Genomic DNA, 17,264 nt, shown 5'->3' on the forward strand with positions numbered 1-17,264 from the left:
ATTTATTCATTATCCATTTTTTGTTGATTATTCTGACTAGCTATTATATAATCTTTTTGAAATGATTATATTAGCTTAGAGGAGGTAATCTATATCAAAAAAAAAGGAATTATAACTGTAATGACTATATGTTTCCTATTATTTTCTTCTTATTACTTTAGTAATATTTCACCTCAGAATCCACTGTTCAAAAAAAATTTTTTGCAACAATTGTCTCCCCAAGGCTTTGGCTTTTATAGTAAAAGCCCTACAGAAGAAAACATTTCATTTCACACAAAAGAAAATTTAAAGTTACCTAATGCACTTCCCAATAATTTTTTTGGGATAAAAAGAGAAGGAAGAGTTCAGGCAATAGAATTAGGCAAAATTGTAGAGAATATCGATCCAAAGAATTGGAAAACTTGTGAAAACAACAACTCCTGCACAAATTTAGAGAAACAAATAAAGCCTATTAAGGTTATAAAAAATGAAGATTATATACATCTTAGCAAAGGAGAATACCTAATATATCGCCAAAAACCACTCTCATGGTATTGGATAGACTTTAAGCAAACTACCTCTTTTGAAAGAAAGGTGCTAAAAATAAAAATAGTATGAAGATATTAAATAGTTTAGAAGGTTATATTGACACCTATAATCCATGGAAAAATACATATGCACTTTTTAGAAGTTTACTTGGTTTCTCAACATTACTAGTACTATTATTCAATAGTACTGATATTTTATTTAGTTATAGTGCAAATAATGTCACATGTGAAAATGTCTATATCCCTACCGCTTTTTGTTTTGCTAAAGAATATAGTATCAATTTTGAGATTATAAGATACTTAATGATTTTTATATTAACCTTAGTGGTTATAGGGTGGAGACCTAGATTTACCGGTTTATTTCACTGGTATATTTGCTATAGTATTCAAACTTCAGCTTTAACTATCGATGGTGGAGAGCAAATTGCAACTGTTCTTTCTTTTCTTATATTACCTGTTACATTATTAGATTCAAGGCGAAATCATTGGAATATAAAGAAAAACAATAATGAATCTTTCACAAAGAAGACAGTATTGTTTTATATAATGACAATAATTAAAATTCAAGTTTTTATCATTTATTTAAACGCAGCTTTAGAGCGATTGAAAAATAAAGAGTGGGCAGAAGGAACAGCAATTTACTATTTCTTTTCTGATCCGGTGTTTGGATTACCTGAATATCAACTTAACTTATTGAATCCACTACTTGAAAGCAATTTTATTGTTGTCATCACTTGGTTAGTAACTATTTTTGAGTTGTTCTTAGCAGCAAGCATAATTTCAAATATCAGAATAAAGAGAATTGCTCTTGTTTTGGGAATATTATTTCATATTGGGATAATATTCAGCATTGGTATTGTAAGTTTTGGCTTGATCATGATATCAGCATTAATTATATATCTGCATCCTGTACAACAAAATATCACTATGAATTGGTGTTCTCCTTTATTTAAATATATATATGTAAAAGGAAAGAGAAATTTCAAAAGAATAGGAGGTGAATCAGTCAAGTATCTTACAAAATTGTTTCATAGCTAACATTTAGATAATGGAGAAATAACTTAATGGAGGTATAATAATTTGAAAAGTAAATTACTTAGGCTATTGATTGTTTCCATGGTGACGATATTGGTTTTTTCATTAGTAGGACTCTCTAAGGAGTCAAGTACATCTGCTAAAGAAAACCATACATTTTCTGGAGAAGATTACTTTAGAGGACTTTTATTTGGACAAGGGGAAGTTGGTAAATTAATTTCAAACGATTTGGACCCTAAACTCGTAAAAGAGGCAAATAGTACAGAAGGTAAAAAGTTAGTAAATGATGTAGTCAAATTTATAAAAAAAGATCAACCACAATATATGGATGAATTGAAACAATCGATTGACAGCAAAGACCCTAAAAAACTCATTGAAAATATGACCAAAGCAGACCAACTTATCCAAAAATATGCTAAGAAAAATGAAAACGTAAAATACTCTTCTAATAAAGTTACTCCATCTTGTGGGCTTTATGCCGTCTGTGTAGCAGCTGGATATTTATATGTTGTGGGCGTTAACGCAGTTGCATTACAAACGGCTGCCGCAGTAACAACTGCAGTGTGGAAATACGTTGCCAAATATTCCTCTTCAGCTTCTAATAATTCTGATTTAGAAGCGGCTGCTGCAAAAACCCTAAAATTGATTCATCAATAATCCATTATAATTGAGTGTCTTGCGGATTGCTCCGCAAGACACTTTTTCAACGTGAACCGTTTAATTTTTTGTAATAAAGATATGAAGCTAGTGTTGAAATAACTAATGCTAAAAGAACTAGCACAATCATAATAAGAATTATATATTCTCCTGTAAAAAATGAAAGAACAGCTATTATAAAACCACACACTACAAGTACTTTAGAGGCGAAGCGATTTCCCAGTTTCCAAACAGTCTCATCTTTTAATGTCCAAGGTGTCCTCAATCCAATAAGATGGTTTTGTTCTGCTAGCTGCATTGAATTTCCACCAATAATTAAAAAGATACCAACACCAAGCCCTATTATTAAATCAATATTCAGTTCGTATCCTAAACTTATCAATAGAGTTGAAAGTTGTAAAATATATAAAAGGATTAACATATTATTAGAAGCTAGGAAAAGCAATGCTTTATTTTTTTGTGTAGACTTAATAGTTAACATATAAAAAGTAAGATAATAAATAAGCATAACAACAGGTATAATAAATATTGTTAAAGGTTTAGATACAATTGCAGCCGGTTTATTTCCTGACCATTGTATCGGTATTTCTTCTGGAAGGTATTGATATAATATAATTGAAGTCAAGAAACTCAAACATACAATAATTATGGAAATTATATTTTTCTTCATAAATCGTTATCCCCTTTATTTATAAAGTTAAGCATCCAATTTATTGAGTCTTGAAGTACTGTTGTATTTAGAGAGTAATAAATAAATTGTCCTTTGCGGTGGTCACTTATGACTTCCGCTTGCTTTAAAATATTCAAGTGGTGCGAAATACTCGGTTTGCTGATATTAAAATGCTCAGCAATATCTCCCGCAGTCATATCCCCTCCTTTTAACAAATCCAAAATTTTTCTCCTTGTTGGATCTGATATAGCTTTGAAAACATTATTCATAGCGTTTTCTCCTTTACAAAAAAACATTTAGACATTTAGATATTTGTATAAATGTATTATTTTCATTATAACTTGAATTTTTTTAAAAACAACCCTCAAATTGGTTATAATATCTGATTTTTGTATTTTTTCAAATACTCGGATAATCCCAACGCTGGAAAATATGTTTAACAGATACTAACACATGTTGTTTATTTAAAAAAACCACCTCTGTTGTATTTAAATAGAGGTGGTTTTTCTATCAGCTATAATAAAATTTCCTTTTTTCTTTTTAATCGGGCTTAATGCTCGTTCAAGCCAGCCCATGACCAAATCGGCAATCACCGCCATCAGAGCTGTGGGGATCGCTCCCGCTAATATAATCGCGGTTCCGTTTGTGGCGTTTGATCCTCTGACGATGATGTCCCCGAGACCGCCAGCACCGACAAATGTCCCGATGGCCGTAATGCCGATGGCAATGACAAGCGCGGTGCGCAGGCCGGCCATTATGACAGAAAGCGCAAGCGGAAGCTCGACCATCCGCAGCACTTGAAATTTTGTCATCCCCATTGCTTTTCCCGATTCAAGATAGGCGTGCTCAATACTGATAATCCCTGTATACGTATTTCTGATAATCGGCAGAAGAGAATACAGAAATAATGACAATATCACCGTATTAGCGCCCAGCCCCATGACAAGCATCAGCACGGCGAGCATGGCGAGAGCCGGGATCGTCTGAATGACATTCGTGACCGCAAAAACCCATCCGCTTAATCTTCTGTATCTGGCTATCAGAATGCCGAGCGGAATTCCAACAATGGCGGCAAATAAAACGCCATACACCGACATCAGAAAATGGCGGTAAAATTCCTGCAGCACGTAACCGCCGTTTTGCGAATAGTATGTGCCAAGCTGCTGTAGTACTTCCATATGATCCACCTCTTTTCTTAGTCAAAATAATGATGTTTCTCTAAAAATTCCTTTGCTACGACAGACGGCTCCTTCAGCTTGCCATCCACCTCATAATTAAGTTCCTGCATCGTTTCCGTGTCGATTTGCCCAATCAGCTTATTGATCACACCTTCAAGTTCCGGATGCGCCTTAAGCACCTTTTCCGGAATCACCGGTGAACAGTCATACGGCGGAAAGAAACGCTTATCGTCTTTTAAGATTTTCAGATCATATGCTTTAATCCGTCCATCCGTTGAATAAGCCAAAACCGCATCCATTTTCCCGTTTTTGACTGCGTCATAGACTAGCCCGATCTGCATTGGATAAGTTGTGCCGAACTCAAAGCCATATGTGCTGACAAAGCCTTTATACCCGTCGCCTTTTCGTTTCAGCCAAGCATTGTCGACGCCTAATTTATATTGGGAAGCATTTTTCTTCAGGTCAGACACGGTGTTAATATGCTCCTTTTCCGCAAACTTTTTTGTTACGGTGAAGGCATATGTGTTATCAAAGCCGTAGGAATCAAACCATTTATAGGAAAAGCGCTTTTGAAACTCGTTCTGCACAATGTTCAGCGCTTTTTTCGGATCTTTCTCCGCTTCCTTGCCGAGGGTGCTTGTTAAATCTGTTCCGGAATAGCGCGTGGCTGAAATATCAATGTCACCGCCCAGCATCGCTTGGTGCTGAACATAGTTTGAGCCGAGGTTTTTCACTAAAGCGGTATTCAAATCTGTATCATGTTCAATAAGCTGCGCGATCATATTCGCTACAATTTCTGATTCTGTCATGCTTTGCGCCCCGATTTTGATCGTGTCGTCAGAAGCGCCGCCGAGACCCGGCAGAGAGCAGCCGCCTAGCAGCATGACAAAGACGAGAGCAAACGCGCCAAGCCATTTGATTTTTGTCATTTTCAACAGTGCCAACTCCTTACGAAACTTCCTTCATCCCTTGCAAGCCTTTCGGCGTCACCTTTCGTTCTGTCACAGCCAGCACATAATCAATAATAATTGCCAGAATTGTGACAGGCACGGCACCGCCAATGATATATTCAGGCTGGTATAGGTTCAGTCCGATAAAAATATAGTCCCCGAGGCCGCCTCCCCCGATAAACGACGCAAGTGTCGCCCAGCCAATTAGGTAGATCGTTGATGTGCGGATCCCCGCCATGATGATGGGAATCGCCAGCGGGATTTCGACGAGCCGAATCTGCTCCCAGCCGGTCATGCCAATCCCTTTCCCCGATTCCAGGAGGTTTTTATTTACACCTTTAATGCCGGTATACGTATTGCGCAGGATCGGCAGCACCGAATAGAAAAATAAAGCGACAATCGCAGGCACTTTTCCTACACCGAGAAGCGGAATAAAAAAGGCTAAAATCGCCAGACTCGGGAGGGTTTGCACAATGTTTACGAAACCGATTACCGCACCTGCGCCTTTTTTCATTCTGGTAAGAGCAACGCCGAGCGGCACTGCAACGATAATGCCCAATACAACGGCTATGAGTGAAATATATAAATGCTCTCCTGTTTTATACAACAGCTCTCCGCCGTTCGTTTGCAAAAAAGTCATCATTTGATTCATCTTAAAAGAGCTCCTCCCCTGGTCAGATCGTCATGAGCTGGTTTTCCTCGTCGCCCCAAATGGAATCGTATACGATATCAACGAGGCTCGCTCTTGTCACAATCCCTGCTAAATGGTTCTGTTCATCGACCACCGGAACATACTTGATCCCCTGCTTCAAAATTTTTCGGACTGTATCGCGAAGAAGCGCCCCTTTTTGAACGGTATATATATCTGAACGGTATACATCGCCAACGATGCTCGCTTTTTTGCGGTTTTGATCAATCATTTCCACATCAACATAGCCCTTCAGCACGTTTTGCCGGTCCACAACGAGCAGCGAGTCAACACGTTTTTCTCTCATCAGCTGAATCGCCTGAGAAAGCGTTTTGTCCGCAGATACCGTCACCGGCGTTCTGTTCATCATTTGCTCTACCCGCTCGATATCCGGTCTTGACTGAATCAGGCGCTCTTTCCCGATAAATTCTTCAACAAACTCATTTGCCGGGTTTCGAAGAATCTCATCAGGTGTGCCGACTTGAACGATTTCTCCCGCTTTTAATATCACAATCCTGTCAGCAAGCTTAATTGCTTCATCCATATCGTGGGTTACAAACACAATCGTTTTGTTTAAGGTTCTCTGCAGTTTTTTGAATTCTTCCTGAAGGGAATCACGCGTAATCGGATCAAGCGCTCCGAACGGTTCATCCATTAAAATGAGAGGGGGTTCCGCTGCCAGGGCGCGCAGCACGCCGATTCTCTGCTGCTGTCCGCCGCTGAGCTCATGCGGATAACGGTCTAAATACTCCGGGCCCATATCCACAAGCTTTAACAGCTCGCGCGCCCGTTCTTTCCGTTTTTCCTCAGGCCATTTCAGCAGCTTTGGTACGAGTGAGATGTTCTGCTGGATGGTCATATGGGGGAACAAACCAATCTGCTGAATCACATAGCCGATTTTTCTCCTCAGCTCAACCGGGTCCTGTTCCATAATATTTTCTCCGTCGATAAAGATCCTTCCAGACGATGGTTCTATCAGTCTGTTGATCATCTTCATCGTTGTCGTTTTTCCGCAGCCGCTCGGGCCGATAAAACAGATAAATTCACCTTTTGCAATATCTAAATCAATGCTGTTCACAGCTTTTTTGCCGCCTTTATATACTTTTGACACTTGTTCCAATTTCAGCAATCCGTGCACCTCCGCAGGTTTCCTTTAAATTTTCTGAAAAGTATAATCCTTATTATAGTTTGAACTTTGTAAAATAAAAAGTTTACAATGTGTTGAAATTATATGTTATTTATAGATTATTTATTGTTATGACCGAGACGGAAAGGGTGTTCTTACAATTACGCCGGATACCTCCCACTTCCTCTGCATTCAGCTATTTTCAACACCAGGAAGAAATATGATATATTGACACCATCAATTGCCATTTGAAGGGATGATCAGCTGTGAAAAAAACCGCTCTCGACATCATTGAACATGCTGAAGAGCATCTCATTGAGAAGATTGCCGAAAATATGCATACGTTTGGAATGCCTTCAACTGTCGGACGTGTGCTCGGAATTATTTATATGAATCGAAAACCAATGACCTTAAGCGAGCTCTCTGAGGCAACGGGCATGAGCAAAACACGGATGAGCCAGGTTGTCCGGGAAATGATCGATGCCAATATCGCCGAAAAGGTGTTTGAAAAAGGCGTACGAAAAGACCTTTATGACGTCGAGCAGGATTATTATCAAACCTTCATTTCTTTATTTGCGGCGAATTGGACAAAGGTCGTGAGCAAAAACAAAGTGCTGTATAAAAAATTAAACCGGGAGCTGAGTGATCTTTTACAAAGGGACGGGCTTACCCCGGAAGCGGAAGAGAAAGTCAATCAGCTGCTGAATGAATTAAAAGAATGGCTTCATTACTATGATTGGCTGAGCAGGTTGATTGAATTTTTTGAGAGTGAGGAAGTCTTTCGGTATGTGCCGAAAACAAAAGAATGCAGCTCTCTAAAATAAGAGAGCTGCTTTTTGCATCATGAGGTTAAGACCGGAAACATGCCTTTCAGCCCGGCACCAATCATCCCGACCGCAACCACGGCTAAGATTAATCCCATCAGTCTGGTAATCACATTCATCTCGGTTTTTCCGAGTTTGCTGCTGATAAAAGCAGAATAGTGGAAAAAGAGAAAGGTCAGGGCAATAACGGCGGCTATGCCGATCATGACAGCCGCATAATGACCAATGCCGCTATGTCCGGCGGAAAGGCTCATCACTGTTGCAATCGTTCCGGGCCCAGCAATGATCGGAATGGATAAAGGTGTGACTGATATATCCGCTTTTTCCTTGCTTTCCTTATGTTCATCATGGTGAAGAGATTGCACGTGCGATTCTTTCGCATTCAATAGATTATAGGCAATGCCGAAAATGAATATGCCGCCCGCCACTCGGAGCGCGTGAATGTTGATATCAAACAGTTTAAAGATAAGATGACCGAAAACCAAAAAAGCTGCGAGAATAAAAAAGGATAAAATAGCTGCCTTCCGGGCAATCGCTTTTCTTTCCGCTGCAGTATAGCCTTCTGTCAGCGTCAGAAATATCGGTACGTTTCCGATCGGATTCGATACTGCGAATAAAGAAATGAAGACGTGAACGATAAATGAGAACATCATATACCTCCTTGTTGATAGTCTCTGCACAGGAAATAGAATGATTCTCCACCCTTTTACCCGGAGGCGATTTCCCGGTAAACCTTTATAGCCTGTCAGAAACGCGCCATGCTACAATGAAGTGACAAATTGAATAGGAAGGACGTATACAGATGTTCAAAAAAATTGCGGCAGATGCCTTGGGCTTATCTGATATCGGAAAAATTATCGAACCTCAGGACTATGACAAAACAGACGCAGATGACTATGTCATGCATGAAGATAATGAGAAAATTTATTTCTTGATTAAAACAAAAGCAGACGAGTATTGCTTTACGAACCTGGCCCTGATCCATGTGGACGGCGAACGCGCCACTTCCTCAAAACGAACGTTGAAACGCTATCCTTATTCGCAATATAAAATCTCTGACGTTTTTCTTGAAACTGCCGGAAAAGTGGATTTGGATGTTGAAATTAAGTTCAAGCTGGGCGGTGAACAATTCGACATTGATGTCCACAAAGACCAGATTGAAAAGTTAAAAGACCTTTATAAAGCACTGCTTCGCATCGCTGAAACAACCTATGAAAATGACATTTTAATCAATCAAGCGGAGCAAAGCTTAGATAAAGCAGTGACGATTCTTCACCATACCCGCCCTGAGCACGTCAATATTGAAACGCAATACAAAGAGCTGACCGAATTCGGATTCACTTGGCTGACATCCGTTCGCTCGCAGTATCATATTAAGGATTTTGGGGATGTATTTGAGAAATATATTAATAACTAGATAAAAAAAGACACAGCTGCTATCGTGCTCGTGTCTTTTTTTGTATGAATATTGATTACTTTACAACTTTTTTCTTTTATAATAAAACTATTAGTCTATTTTCCCTATATTACAGATAAAGGAGTTATTTTATGTATTGTCCTCAATGCGGCCATCAAACAGATGGCGGAAATTTTTGTGAGAAATGCGGATCACCGCTCCCCGGTCATTCAGGCCACCAGCATGCAGCTCAAACTGGAGCCGCTGCAAAGCAAGCAGCAAAACAGTTCGGTTCATTTGTCTTATCCGTCCTGAAACGCCCTTATCAGGAATGTAAAGCAACAGGCGGAGAACAGCTGATCAGCGCAATCATTACGATGGTTCTTTTCAGTTTGCTGACCCCTTTGATGTTTTATATTCTTTTTTCAGACGGTCCCGGAAGCGTAAGCTTTACAGCAATCTTCTTAGAGCCAACCATTTATTTTATTTTATTTCTATTTGGCCTGCATGCATGCATCTTTTTCGCCCTGAAAATCGCGGGAAACCAAGTGTCTTTCAAGGATTCATTCTCAAGATTCGGAGCATTTCTTATTCCTTTTACGGCTATTTTGATTCTTGCCCTTTTCTTCTTTTTATTACATACAGACATTTGCTTTACCATATTAGCCGTTGGTTTAATCGGTGCATTCTTCGCCATTCCTCCTGCGATGCTGAGCAGTTACCAGCATTCATATAAAGGGAAGGTTGATGTCATTTACTCAACGATTGTGATTTATCTGATCATCTGCGTTACATTTCAGCTTATTATCGAACACTATGTCAAAGAAATTTTCCGTTATATGCTCTTTTAAAAACAACCCCATCACCTGCTGGTGATGGGGTTGTTTTATTGAATAGACGTTAAGTAAATTCTTCCGTTCTTCACTACGCCGGTGTAGGTCCAGTTATATGTTCTGAGCTTTGGACTGCCGCCTGATTTTGTGATTTCGAATTCTTCGTATGTTTTAATTGTGATATTCGAGCCGCTTTGGCTAAAGCTTTTGACCTCTACATCAATAAATACTTCAGTCGTCCCCTCGCTATACAATTTCTTAACTAGTTTCTGCTGATCAGCATATAATGTGCTTCCTTTTTCCAAATTACCTTCCATCACTGCAAATTCATTTAAACTCACAGCACTTGATTGATTTGTCAGATAATCAACCATAAATGATGTCACTTGCTCTTTTGTAAGTGTGTCGGAATTAACTTTGGCCTCATTTGATGACGCCCAAGCGGAGGTGTATATTTTAGGATTTTCATTTTTAAGAGTTTTTATATGGTCTCCTATGGAATCAGAAGTGGTCTCCGCACTCTCAAGCTTCCATTCTTTTTGTTTTTTATCATACGACAAATAATAACGATAAGCTGTATGTTCTTGTTTCATCTCAGGTTCTGTATAATCATCAAAATAAGCTGATTCGTGAAGTTCATTTCCGTTCACTGAAACAATCCATTGTCCCTTGTCACTTTGTGAAATAGCAAATGAATCAAGATCGTAATCTGTTTCTATATATTTATCCTTATAATACATATGATTGCTCTTCATCTCTGAAATTTGTTTTTTCGTTTGAGCTTTAACATCGGATACAGCTTTTGTCATCTGTTCGGTTTTCCCATTGGAAAAGGCAGCCGTGTATTGCTCAGTCGCCTTATTAATGGTTTCTATGATGTTTTCTTTTGTTTCTTTATCAGGAACTAATCTCATCTTCATGTCGCTACCTGTAATTGGCATTGCATCAGTCATTTGCTTTCCCCATGGAAAGTCAGTTTTCACAGTCGCCGTCATACTGCCATCAGTCAAAAGAGGGCCATATGTAAAAGTTTTGAATGGATCTTTATGAATTGATTTACCGTTAATCAGCAAATCTCCCTTCCCGCTCTTGATGTCATCCGCTAAGCTGAATGTCACATCGTCTGCTTCCAATGAGAGATCAACACGAAAGCTGTTATCGCCAATCGCCTGAATGTCTTCCTTTTTCACAAGGTCAATGACATCGTTTTTCAGTTTGGCTGAGACTGTATATTCGCCGGGAATGTACGGACCAAGGGTTTGTGCTTGATCTGCTTTCTTTACAGATCCGGCTTCCTCTTTATTGACATATAAATCGGTATTTTTATAATTGCTGGTCACTTCAAAATAAACAGGTGCTACCTTTAAGTCGTAATGGTCAAATACCAGCAGGCTTTTTCCGTCTTTTTCTGCGTATACGATATCCTTGTGGGCTGTTTCCTCACGGAGCGATGCAAAAAGTTCATCTTTTTTGTCTGGATGATCCTTCAAATATGTAAGAAACGGTTTTACATTATTTTTAGTGAGTTTAAGATTGTCATTTACCGGTGTAAGCAGAGTCGCGATTTGAGCCTGATCCCCATCATTTACGGCCTGTTCAAACTTGTCGACTAACCTATCCTTTGAAGTAAAATACGCTCCGGTTTTATATGCGGCGAATAATATAACGCACGCCGCGGCAATGCTGCTCCATAAAATGATGGTTTTCTTAGGGATCGGTTTTCGCGGAGCCTGCCTTGTTTCTGCAGTGCTAGCTGTTTCTTGATTTGCCTGTTTGCTGCCCCCTCCGATCGGGGTGCCGCATTGTTTACAAAACTTGGCTCCTTCATTATTCTGGGAGCCGCAATTCTTACAAAAAAACATGACTTTCCTCCTATTCTACTAATTTGATAACATTTACTGCTTTTCATATTTTATAATAAAACAGAATGAAATTGGGAACGAATGAAAAAATTAAATGTCTATCAGACTAAAAAGGTGAAATGAATATGCAAAAGCTCAGGATTGAATTAGGAGAAGAAACAAATGACGAACTATATGATCTATTGCTGCTCGCTGATCCATCGAAAGACATTGTAGATGAATATCTTGAGAGGGGAGAATGTTACACAGCTTGGGCCGGTGATGAGCTTGCAGGTGTTTATGTATTGCTAAAAACAAGGCCGCAAACAGTTGAAATTGTAAATATTGCGGTAAAAGAATCTCTTCAGAAGAAGGGCTTTGGCAAACAGCTTGTACTTGACGCCATCGAAAAAGCGAAGGAGCTAGGGGCGGACACGATTGAAATCGGCACGGGGAATTCCAGCATTCATCAGCTTTCCCTCTATCAAAAATGCGGATTCCGCATTCAGGCGATCGACCACGATTTCTTTCTCAGACATTATGATGAGGACATTTTTGAAAACGGGATTCAATGCCGCGATATGGTGAGGCTTTATTTGGATCTCTGAAAGCATAAAAAAGCCGCCGAGAAAATCCCGGCGGTCTTTTTATTACTTGTTATTACTTGTTTAAGTTGTAGAAAGAGTTGATACCGTGGTATTGAGCAGTTTCAGCCAACTGATCTTCGATACGAAGAAGCTGGTTGTATTTCGCAACACGGTCCGTACGAGACGGAGCACCTGTTTTGATTTGTCCTGCGTTTGTTGCCACAGCGATGTCAGCGATTGTGCTGTCTTCAGTTTCACCAGAACGGTGAGAGATAACAGCTGTGTAGCCTGCGCGTTTCGCCATTTCGATCGCATCGAATGTTTCAGTCAATGTACCGATTTGGTTTACTTTGATCAGGATAGAGTTGCCTACGCCGTTTTTAATACCTTCAGAAAGTTTTTTCGTGTTTGTAACGAAGAGGTCGTCACCAACAAGCTGAACTTTTTTGCCAAGACGCTCAGTAAGAAGCTTGTGGCCTTCCCAGTCGTTTTCATCAAGTCCGTCTTCGATAGAGATGATTGGGTATTTAGAAACAAGCTCTTCATACCAGTCAACCATTTCAGCAGATGTTTTCACAACGCCTTCGCCAGACAGATGGTATTTGCCGTCTTCTTTGTTGTAGAACTCAGAAGATGCAGCATCCATAGCAAGTTTAACTTCTTCGCCAGGTTTGAAGCCGGCTTTTTCGATTGCTTCAACGATTGTTTGAAGCGCTTCTTCGTTAGAACCAAGGTTTGGAGCGAATCCGCCTTCGTCACCTACAGCAGTGTTTAAGCCTTTTGCGCTTAATACTGATTTCAGGCTGTGGAAGATTTGAGCGCCCATGCGAAGTGCTTCACGGAAGTTAGGAGCACCTACAGGCATGATCATGAATTCTTGAATATCCACGTTGTTATCAGCATGCTCTCCGCCGTTTACGATGTTCATCATCGGTACAGGAAGCGTTTTTGAGTTGAATCCTCCAAGGTATTGGTAAAGAGGAATCTGTAAGAAATCAGCAGCAGCACGCGCACAAGCCATAGATACGCCAAGGATTGCGTTCGCACCAAGTTTGCCTTTGTTTTCAGTACCGTCAAGCTCGATTAAAAGCTGATCGATTGCGTTTTGTTCAGTTACATCAAAGCCAAGAAGCTCTGGAGCAATGATTTCGTTTACGTTGTTAACAGCTGTTAACACGCCTTTTCCAAGGTAACGGTCTTTGTCGCCGTCACGAAGCTCAACCGCTTCGTATTCACCTGTAGAAGCTCCGCTTGGCACTAATGCGCGGCCGAAAGCTCCTGTTTCTGTATATACTTCAACTTCAACTGTTGGGTTGCCGCGGGAGTCTAATACTTCGCGTGCATAAACATCAACAATGTATGGCATGAGTTTTGTCTCTCCTTTTGATTTTCAAATTATTTTTGAATTAAAGATGTTCCTGTCATTTCTTTCGGTTTTTCAACACCAAGAAGGTCTAATAACGTTGGTGCAAGGTCGCCTAGGATTCCGCCTTCACGCAGCGTAATGCCTTCTTTCGTTACAATCACAGGGACTGGGTTTGTTGTATGCGCAGTGTGCGGTTCGCCTGATTCTGTAATCAGAATGTCAGCATTACCGTGATCAGCGGTAATGATAGCGTGTCCGCCTTTAGCAAGGATCGCGTCAACGACTTCGCCCAAGCATTCGTCCACTGCTTCAATTGCTTTAATTGTTGGTTCAACCATTCCGGAGTGGCCGACCATATCAGGGTTTGCGAAGTTAAGAATGATCGCGTCATGCTTGTCAGCTTCAATTTCTTTGACAAGCGCGTCTTTCACTTCATAAGCACTCATCTCAGGCTTCAAGTCATACGTTGCAACTTTAGGCGAGTTGATGAGAATACGCTCTTCACCCGGGAATTCAGCTTCACGGCCGCCGCTCATAAAGAACGTGACGTGCGGATACTTTTCAGTTTCTGCAATTCGAAGCTGTTTTAACCCGTGCTGAGATAATACTTCTCCGACTGTGTTATCAAGATTTATCGGTTTAAACGCTACATAGCCGTCAACTGTTTCACTGAAGTGAGTCAGGCAGACGAAATACAGGTTCTTTGGATAATTCTCGCCGCGGTCGAAGTCACGGAAGTCTTTGTTTGTGAACGTGTTGGAAATCTGGATGGCGCGGTCCGGTCTGAAATTATAGAAAATCACAGAATCGCCGTCTTGGATTTTCGCAACAGGCTCACCGTTTTCTTTTGTGATGACAGATGGAATCACGAATTCATCGTAGATACCATTTGCATATGAATCATCAACAACATCCAGGGCGCTGCGGTAAGATGGGCCTTCGCCGTACGCCATTGCGCGGTACGCTTTTTCTACACGGTCCCAGCGTTTGTCGCGGTCCATAGAGTAGTAACGTCCGGAAATGCTGGCGATTTCACCTACACCGATTTCCTTGATTTGATCGTTCAACTGGTTGATGTACGTTTTCGCTGTCTGCGGACCTACATCACGGCCGTCAAGGAAGCCATGGATATAAACCTTTGTCAGCCCTTCTTTTTTCGCAAGCTTTAACAGTGCGAATAAATGATTGATATGGCTGTGCACGCCTCCGTCAGATAAAAGACCGAACAGGTGCAAGGCTTTATTGTTTTCTTTCGCGTTGCTGATCGCGTCAAGGAATGTTTGATTGCGTTCGAACTCTCCTTCGCGAATGGCAACATTTACGCGTGTTAAGCTTTGGTACACAATACGTCCCGCACCGATATTTAAGTGACCTACTTCGGAGTTCCCCATTTGCCCTTCAGGAAGACCTACAGCCTCGCCTGAAGCAGTCAATGTTTGATGAGGATACTGGTTCCAATAGCGGTCAAAATTCGGTTTTTTCGCTAAAGCGACTGCGTTCCCTACTGTTTCGTTACGTAATCCGAACCCATCAAGAATGATGAGTGCAGCTGGTTTTTTACTCATATTGACCTTCCTCCAATAATTGAACGAATGACTGTGGCTCAAGGCTCGCGCCGCCGACCAAAGCACCGTCAATATCGGACTCTGCCATATATTCTTTAATGTTTGCAGGCTTTACGCTTCCGCCATATTGGATGCGAAGCTTGTCTGCAGCTTCTTGGCTGAAGCTTTCAGCGACGGTTTTACGGATATGCGCACACACGTCATTCGCATCTTTCGCTGTAGAAGATTTGCCTGTTCCGATTGCCCAGATTGGCTCATACGCAATAACAGAAGCAGCAACTTGTTCTTCAGAAAGACCAGCAAGGCCTTTTTTCACTTGGTCAGCAACAAGATCATTTGTTTTGCCGGCTTCACGCTCTTCAAGCGTTTCACCTACACAGATGATCGGCACAATGCCGTGTTTGAAAGCTGCGTGTGCTTTTTTGTTAACTGTTTCATCAGTTTCAGCGAACATTTCACGGCGCTCAGAGTGGCCAATGACGCAGTAGTCAACGCCAAGGTCTTTCAGAGCAACCGGGCTGATTTCGCCTGTGAACGCGCCGCTTTCTTCGAAGTGCATGTTTTGAGCGCCGACTTTTAGGTCAGTGCCTTTCACAGCAGAAGCAAGCTTTTCTAAGAAAAGCGCTGGCGCGCAAACAACAGCTTCAGCTTTGTCTGCTGCTGGAATGGAAGATTTCACTTCTTCAACGAAGCTGACAGCTTCGCCGAGTGTTTTGTTCATTTTCCAGTTACCGGCGATAATTGGTTTTCTCATCTGTTCCACTTCCTTATAGCAGTTTTGAGATTATTTATCGTTCAGTGCAGCTACCCCTGGAAGCTCTTTGCCTTCCATAAACTCAAGGGATGCGCCGCCGCCTGTTGAGATGTGGCTCATTTTGTCAGCAAGGCCGAATTTTTCAACCGCTGCTGCAGAGTCTCCTCCGCCGATGACAGAGTATGTATCTTTCGCCTCTGCCAATGCTTCCGCAACCGCTTTTGTTCCTTGAGCGAACAAGTCGATTTCGAATACGCCCATTGGTCCGTTCCACACGACAAGTTTGCTGTTTTTGATGACGTCAGCATACGTTTCGCGTGTTTTCGTACCAATGTCGATTGCTTCTAAATCACTAGGGATTTCAGAGATCGGCACAATTTTCACGTTTGCATCGTTAGAGAAATCATCTGCAACGAGTACATCTTCAGGCATGTAGAAGTTAACGCCTTTTTCTTTAGCGCGGTCCATAAATGATTTCGCAAGCTCGATTTTATCCTCTTCAAGAAGAGATTTACCGACTTCATAGCCAAGCGCTTTTACGAAAGTATAAGCAAGACCTCCGCCGATGATCAGGTTGTCTACTTTATCAAGAAGACTTTCGATTACACCGATTTTGTCTTTTACTTTCGCTCCGCCGATGATCGCTGTGAACGGGCGGTCAGGATTGGAAACCGCTTTTCCAAGTACATCAAGCTCTTTTTCCATTAAGAAACCTGCAACTGCTGGCAGATGCTCGGCAATTCCAGCTGTAGATGCGTGAGCACGGTGGGCAGCACCGAATGCGTCATTTACATATACATCTGCAAGCTCAGCAAATGCTTTTGCAAGCTCAGGGTCATTTTTCTCTTCACCAGGATAGAAACGTACGTTTTCCAATACAAGAACGTCTCCGTCCTCCATCTCAGAAATTTGTGCTTTTACAGCATCGCCGTATGCTTCATCCGCTTTTTTCACTTCTTTGCCAAGCAGTTCGCCGAGACGTGCAGCGACAGGAGTTAAACGAAGCTCCTCAACCACTTCGCCTTTCGGGCGGCCTAAGTGGCTCGCAAGAAGGACTTTTGCGCCTTGGTCTGCAAGGTGTTTGATTGTTGGAAGCGCAGCACGGATACGTGTATCGTCTGTTACTTCCCCGTCTTTCATTGGAACGTTAAAGTCAACGCGGCAGAATACAACTTTGCCTTTTACGTCGATGTCTTTGAGAGTTTTTTTATTCATGCCTAGGAGATCCTCCTTCAAAATGGTTTGCATACAGCACGAAAAACGTGAA

The 17,264-nt window shown here is 41.2% G+C and carries 19 protein-coding genes; 7 read left to right on the forward strand and 12 right to left on the reverse strand.

Going from position 1 to position 17,264, the window contains the following annotated elements:
- Positions 1-120 precede the first annotated feature (120 nt).
- Genes sdpA through sdpC form a run of 3 tightly spaced genes read left to right on the forward strand, consistent with a single transcriptional unit; the run spans position 121 to position 2,219 of the window.
- Complete coding sequence (gene sdpA / locus MKY10_RS18125) at positions 121-597, forward strand: sporulation-delaying system protein SdpA (protein ID WP_009968174.1); 477 nt, start codon at positions 121-123, stop codon at positions 595-597.
- Entirely contained in the window at positions 594-1,565 is a 972-nt protein-coding gene (gene sdpB, locus MKY10_RS18130; protein ID WP_015251217.1) for a sporulation-delaying protein SdpB, read from the forward strand. Before sdpA ends, sdpB begins: the two co-directional genes overlap by 4 nt.
- Before the next feature lie 42 nt (positions 1,566-1,607).
- Complete coding sequence (sdpC, locus tag MKY10_RS18135) at positions 1,608-2,219, forward strand: sporulation delaying protein SdpC (protein WP_003243360.1); 612 nt, start codon at positions 1,608-1,610, stop codon at positions 2,217-2,219.
- 46 nt (positions 2,220-2,265) lie between these two features.
- Here sdpC and sdpI read toward each other — a convergent pair whose 3' ends face one another.
- From sdpI to opuCA, 6 genes are all read right to left on the reverse strand, one after another.
- Complete coding sequence (sdpI, locus tag MKY10_RS18140) at positions 2,266-2,889, reverse strand: immunity protein SdpI (RefSeq protein WP_015251216.1); 624 nt, start codon at positions 2,887-2,889, stop codon at positions 2,266-2,268.
- On the reverse strand, positions 2,886-3,158 hold the full coding sequence (sdpR, locus tag MKY10_RS18145; RefSeq protein ID WP_003243541.1) for a sporulation delaying system autorepressor SdpR: 273 nt from the start codon (positions 3,156-3,158) through the stop codon (positions 2,886-2,888). The genes sdpI and sdpR overlap by 4 nt, the downstream gene beginning before the upstream one ends.
- 219 nt (positions 3,159-3,377) lie before the next feature.
- The gene (opuCD, locus tag MKY10_RS18150) at positions 3,378-4,067 is read right to left on the reverse strand and encodes a glycine betaine/carnitine/choline/choline sulfate ABC transporter permease OpuCD (RefSeq protein ID WP_003244403.1); all 690 of its coding nucleotides are present in this window, start codon (positions 4,065-4,067) and stop codon (positions 3,378-3,380) included.
- A gap of 17 nt (positions 4,068-4,084) precedes the next feature.
- The gene (gene opuCC, locus MKY10_RS18155; RefSeq protein ID WP_015384655.1) at positions 4,085-4,996 is read right to left on the reverse strand and encodes an osmoprotectant ABC transporter substrate-binding lipoprotein OpuCC; all 912 of its coding nucleotides are present in this window, start codon (positions 4,994-4,996) and stop codon (positions 4,085-4,087) included.
- Between the two features lie 19 nt (positions 4,997-5,015).
- Entirely contained in the window at positions 5,016-5,669 is a 654-nt protein-coding gene (opuCB, locus tag MKY10_RS18160) for a glycine betaine/carnitine/choline/choline sulfate ABC transporter permease OpuCB (protein ID WP_003228349.1), read from the reverse strand.
- Positions 5,670-5,691: 22 nt separating this feature from the next.
- A complete protein-coding gene (gene opuCA / locus MKY10_RS18165; protein ID WP_003243370.1) occupies positions 5,692-6,834 on the reverse strand; it encodes an osmoprotectant ABC transporter ATP-binding protein OpuCA in 1,143 nt (380 codons plus the stop codon).
- A 263-nt stretch (positions 6,835-7,097) separates the two neighbouring features.
- On the opposite strand from opuCA, the gene opcR reads away from it, so the two are divergent.
- Entirely contained in the window at positions 7,098-7,655 is a 558-nt protein-coding gene (opcR, locus tag MKY10_RS18170) for an opuC operon transcriptional regulator OpcR (protein WP_003244093.1), read from the forward strand.
- Positions 7,656-7,672: 17 nt separating this feature from the next.
- Here opcR and MKY10_RS18175 read toward each other — a convergent pair whose 3' ends face one another.
- On the reverse strand, positions 7,673-8,308 hold the full coding sequence (locus tag MKY10_RS18175; RefSeq protein ID WP_010886614.1) for an NAAT family transporter: 636 nt from the start codon (positions 8,306-8,308) through the stop codon (positions 7,673-7,675).
- Between the two features lie 149 nt (positions 8,309-8,457).
- On the opposite strand from MKY10_RS18175, the gene MKY10_RS18180 reads away from it, so the two are divergent.
- Both MKY10_RS18180 and MKY10_RS18185 read left to right on the forward strand, forming a co-directional pair.
- Positions 8,458-9,072, forward strand: coding sequence for a PH domain-containing protein (locus MKY10_RS18180; protein ID WP_003243118.1), 615 nt, complete (start codon positions 8,458-8,460; stop codon positions 9,070-9,072).
- A 131-nt stretch (positions 9,073-9,203) separates the two neighbouring features.
- On the forward strand, positions 9,204-9,902 hold the full coding sequence (locus MKY10_RS18185; protein WP_015251212.1) for a zinc ribbon domain-containing protein: 699 nt from the start codon (positions 9,204-9,206) through the stop codon (positions 9,900-9,902).
- Between the two features lie 35 nt (positions 9,903-9,937).
- On the opposite strand, the gene MKY10_RS18190 is transcribed toward MKY10_RS18185, so the two are convergent.
- The gene (locus tag MKY10_RS18190) at positions 9,938-11,746 is read right to left on the reverse strand and encodes a zinc-ribbon domain-containing protein (protein WP_015251211.1); all 1,809 of its coding nucleotides are present in this window, start codon (positions 11,744-11,746) and stop codon (positions 9,938-9,940) included.
- Between the two features lie 119 nt (positions 11,747-11,865).
- On the opposite strand from MKY10_RS18190, the gene MKY10_RS18195 reads away from it, so the two are divergent.
- Positions 11,866-12,333 (forward strand): GNAT family N-acetyltransferase, encoded by a 468-nt coding sequence (locus MKY10_RS18195; protein WP_015251210.1) that lies wholly within the window; start codon positions 11,866-11,868, stop codon positions 12,331-12,333.
- A gap of 52 nt (positions 12,334-12,385) precedes the next feature.
- Here the strand turns inward: MKY10_RS18195 and eno are convergent, their stop codons facing one another.
- Genes eno through MKY10_RS18215 form a run of 4 tightly spaced genes read right to left on the reverse strand, consistent with a single transcriptional unit; the run spans position 12,386 to position 17,212 of the window.
- Positions 12,386-13,678 (reverse strand): phosphopyruvate hydratase, encoded by a 1,293-nt coding sequence (eno, locus tag MKY10_RS18200; protein WP_003228333.1) that lies wholly within the window; start codon positions 13,676-13,678, stop codon positions 12,386-12,388.
- Positions 13,679-13,707: 29 nt separating this feature from the next.
- Positions 13,708-15,243 carry a 2,3-bisphosphoglycerate-independent phosphoglycerate mutase gene (gpmI, locus tag MKY10_RS18205; protein ID WP_003228330.1) on the reverse strand — a complete coding sequence of 512 codons (1,536 nt, stop codon included), beginning with the start codon at positions 15,241-15,243 and terminating at the stop codon, positions 13,708-13,710.
- Positions 15,236-15,997, reverse strand: a complete 762-nt coding sequence (tpiA, locus tag MKY10_RS18210; RefSeq protein ID WP_003243394.1) for a triose-phosphate isomerase — start codon at positions 15,995-15,997, stop codon at positions 15,236-15,238. The genes gpmI and tpiA overlap by 8 nt, the downstream gene beginning before the upstream one ends.
- A 30-nt stretch (positions 15,998-16,027) precedes the next feature.
- Positions 16,028-17,212 (reverse strand): phosphoglycerate kinase, encoded by a 1,185-nt coding sequence (locus MKY10_RS18215; RefSeq protein ID WP_015251208.1) that lies wholly within the window; start codon positions 17,210-17,212, stop codon positions 16,028-16,030.
- Positions 17,213-17,264 lie beyond the last annotated feature (52 nt).

The organism is Bacillus sp. FSL P4-0290 (genome assembly GCF_037975435.1).
GTDB classification, from domain to species: domain Bacteria; phylum Bacillota; class Bacilli; order Bacillales; family Bacillaceae; genus Bacillus; species Bacillus subtilis.

Bases quoted from the DNA above. Each gene is read 5' to 3' on its own strand.
- sdpA (WP_009968174.1), top strand. From the start codon at position 121: ATGACTATATGTTTCCTATTATTTTCTTCTTATTACTTTAGTAATATT.
- sdpB (WP_015251217.1), top strand. From the start codon at position 594: ATGAAGATATTAAATAGTTTAGAAGGTTATATTGACACCTATAATCCA.
- sdpI (WP_015251216.1), bottom strand. From the start codon at position 2,889: ATGAAGAAAAATATAATTTCCATAATTATTGTATGTTTGAGTTTCTTG.
- sdpR (WP_003243541.1), bottom strand. From the start codon at position 3,158: ATGAATAATGTTTTCAAAGCTATATCAGATCCAACAAGGAGAAAAATT.
- opuCD (WP_003244403.1), bottom strand. From the start codon at position 4,067: ATGGAAGTACTACAGCAGCTTGGCACATACTATTCGCAAAACGGCGGT.
- opuCC (WP_015384655.1), bottom strand. From the start codon at position 4,996: ATGACAAAAATCAAATGGCTTGGCGCGTTTGCTCTCGTCTTTGTCATG.
- opuCB (WP_003228349.1), bottom strand. From the start codon at position 5,669: ATGAATCAAATGATGACTTTTTTGCAAACGAACGGCGGAGAGCTGTTG.
- MKY10_RS18175 (WP_010886614.1), bottom strand. From the start codon at position 8,308: ATGATGTTCTCATTTATCGTTCACGTCTTCATTTCTTTATTCGCAGTA.
- MKY10_RS18180 (WP_003243118.1), top strand. From the start codon at position 8,458: ATGTTCAAAAAAATTGCGGCAGATGCCTTGGGCTTATCTGATATCGGA.
- MKY10_RS18185 (WP_015251212.1), top strand. From the start codon at position 9,204: ATGTATTGTCCTCAATGCGGCCATCAAACAGATGGCGGAAATTTTTGT.
- MKY10_RS18190 (WP_015251211.1), bottom strand. From the start codon at position 11,746: ATGTTTTTTTGTAAGAATTGCGGCTCCCAGAATAATGAAGGAGCCAAG.
- MKY10_RS18195 (WP_015251210.1), top strand. From the start codon at position 11,866: ATGAATATGCAAAAGCTCAGGATTGAATTAGGAGAAGAAACAAATGAC.
- eno (WP_003228333.1), bottom strand. From the start codon at position 13,678: ATGCCATACATTGTTGATGTTTATGCACGCGAAGTATTAGACTCCCGC.
- gpmI (WP_003228330.1), bottom strand. From the start codon at position 15,243: ATGAGTAAAAAACCAGCTGCACTCATCATTCTTGATGGGTTCGGATTA.
- tpiA (WP_003243394.1), bottom strand. From the start codon at position 15,997: ATGAGAAAACCAATTATCGCCGGTAACTGGAAAATGAACAAAACACTC.
- MKY10_RS18215 (WP_015251208.1), bottom strand. From the start codon at position 17,212: ATGAATAAAAAAACTCTCAAAGACATCGACGTAAAAGGCAAAGTTGTA.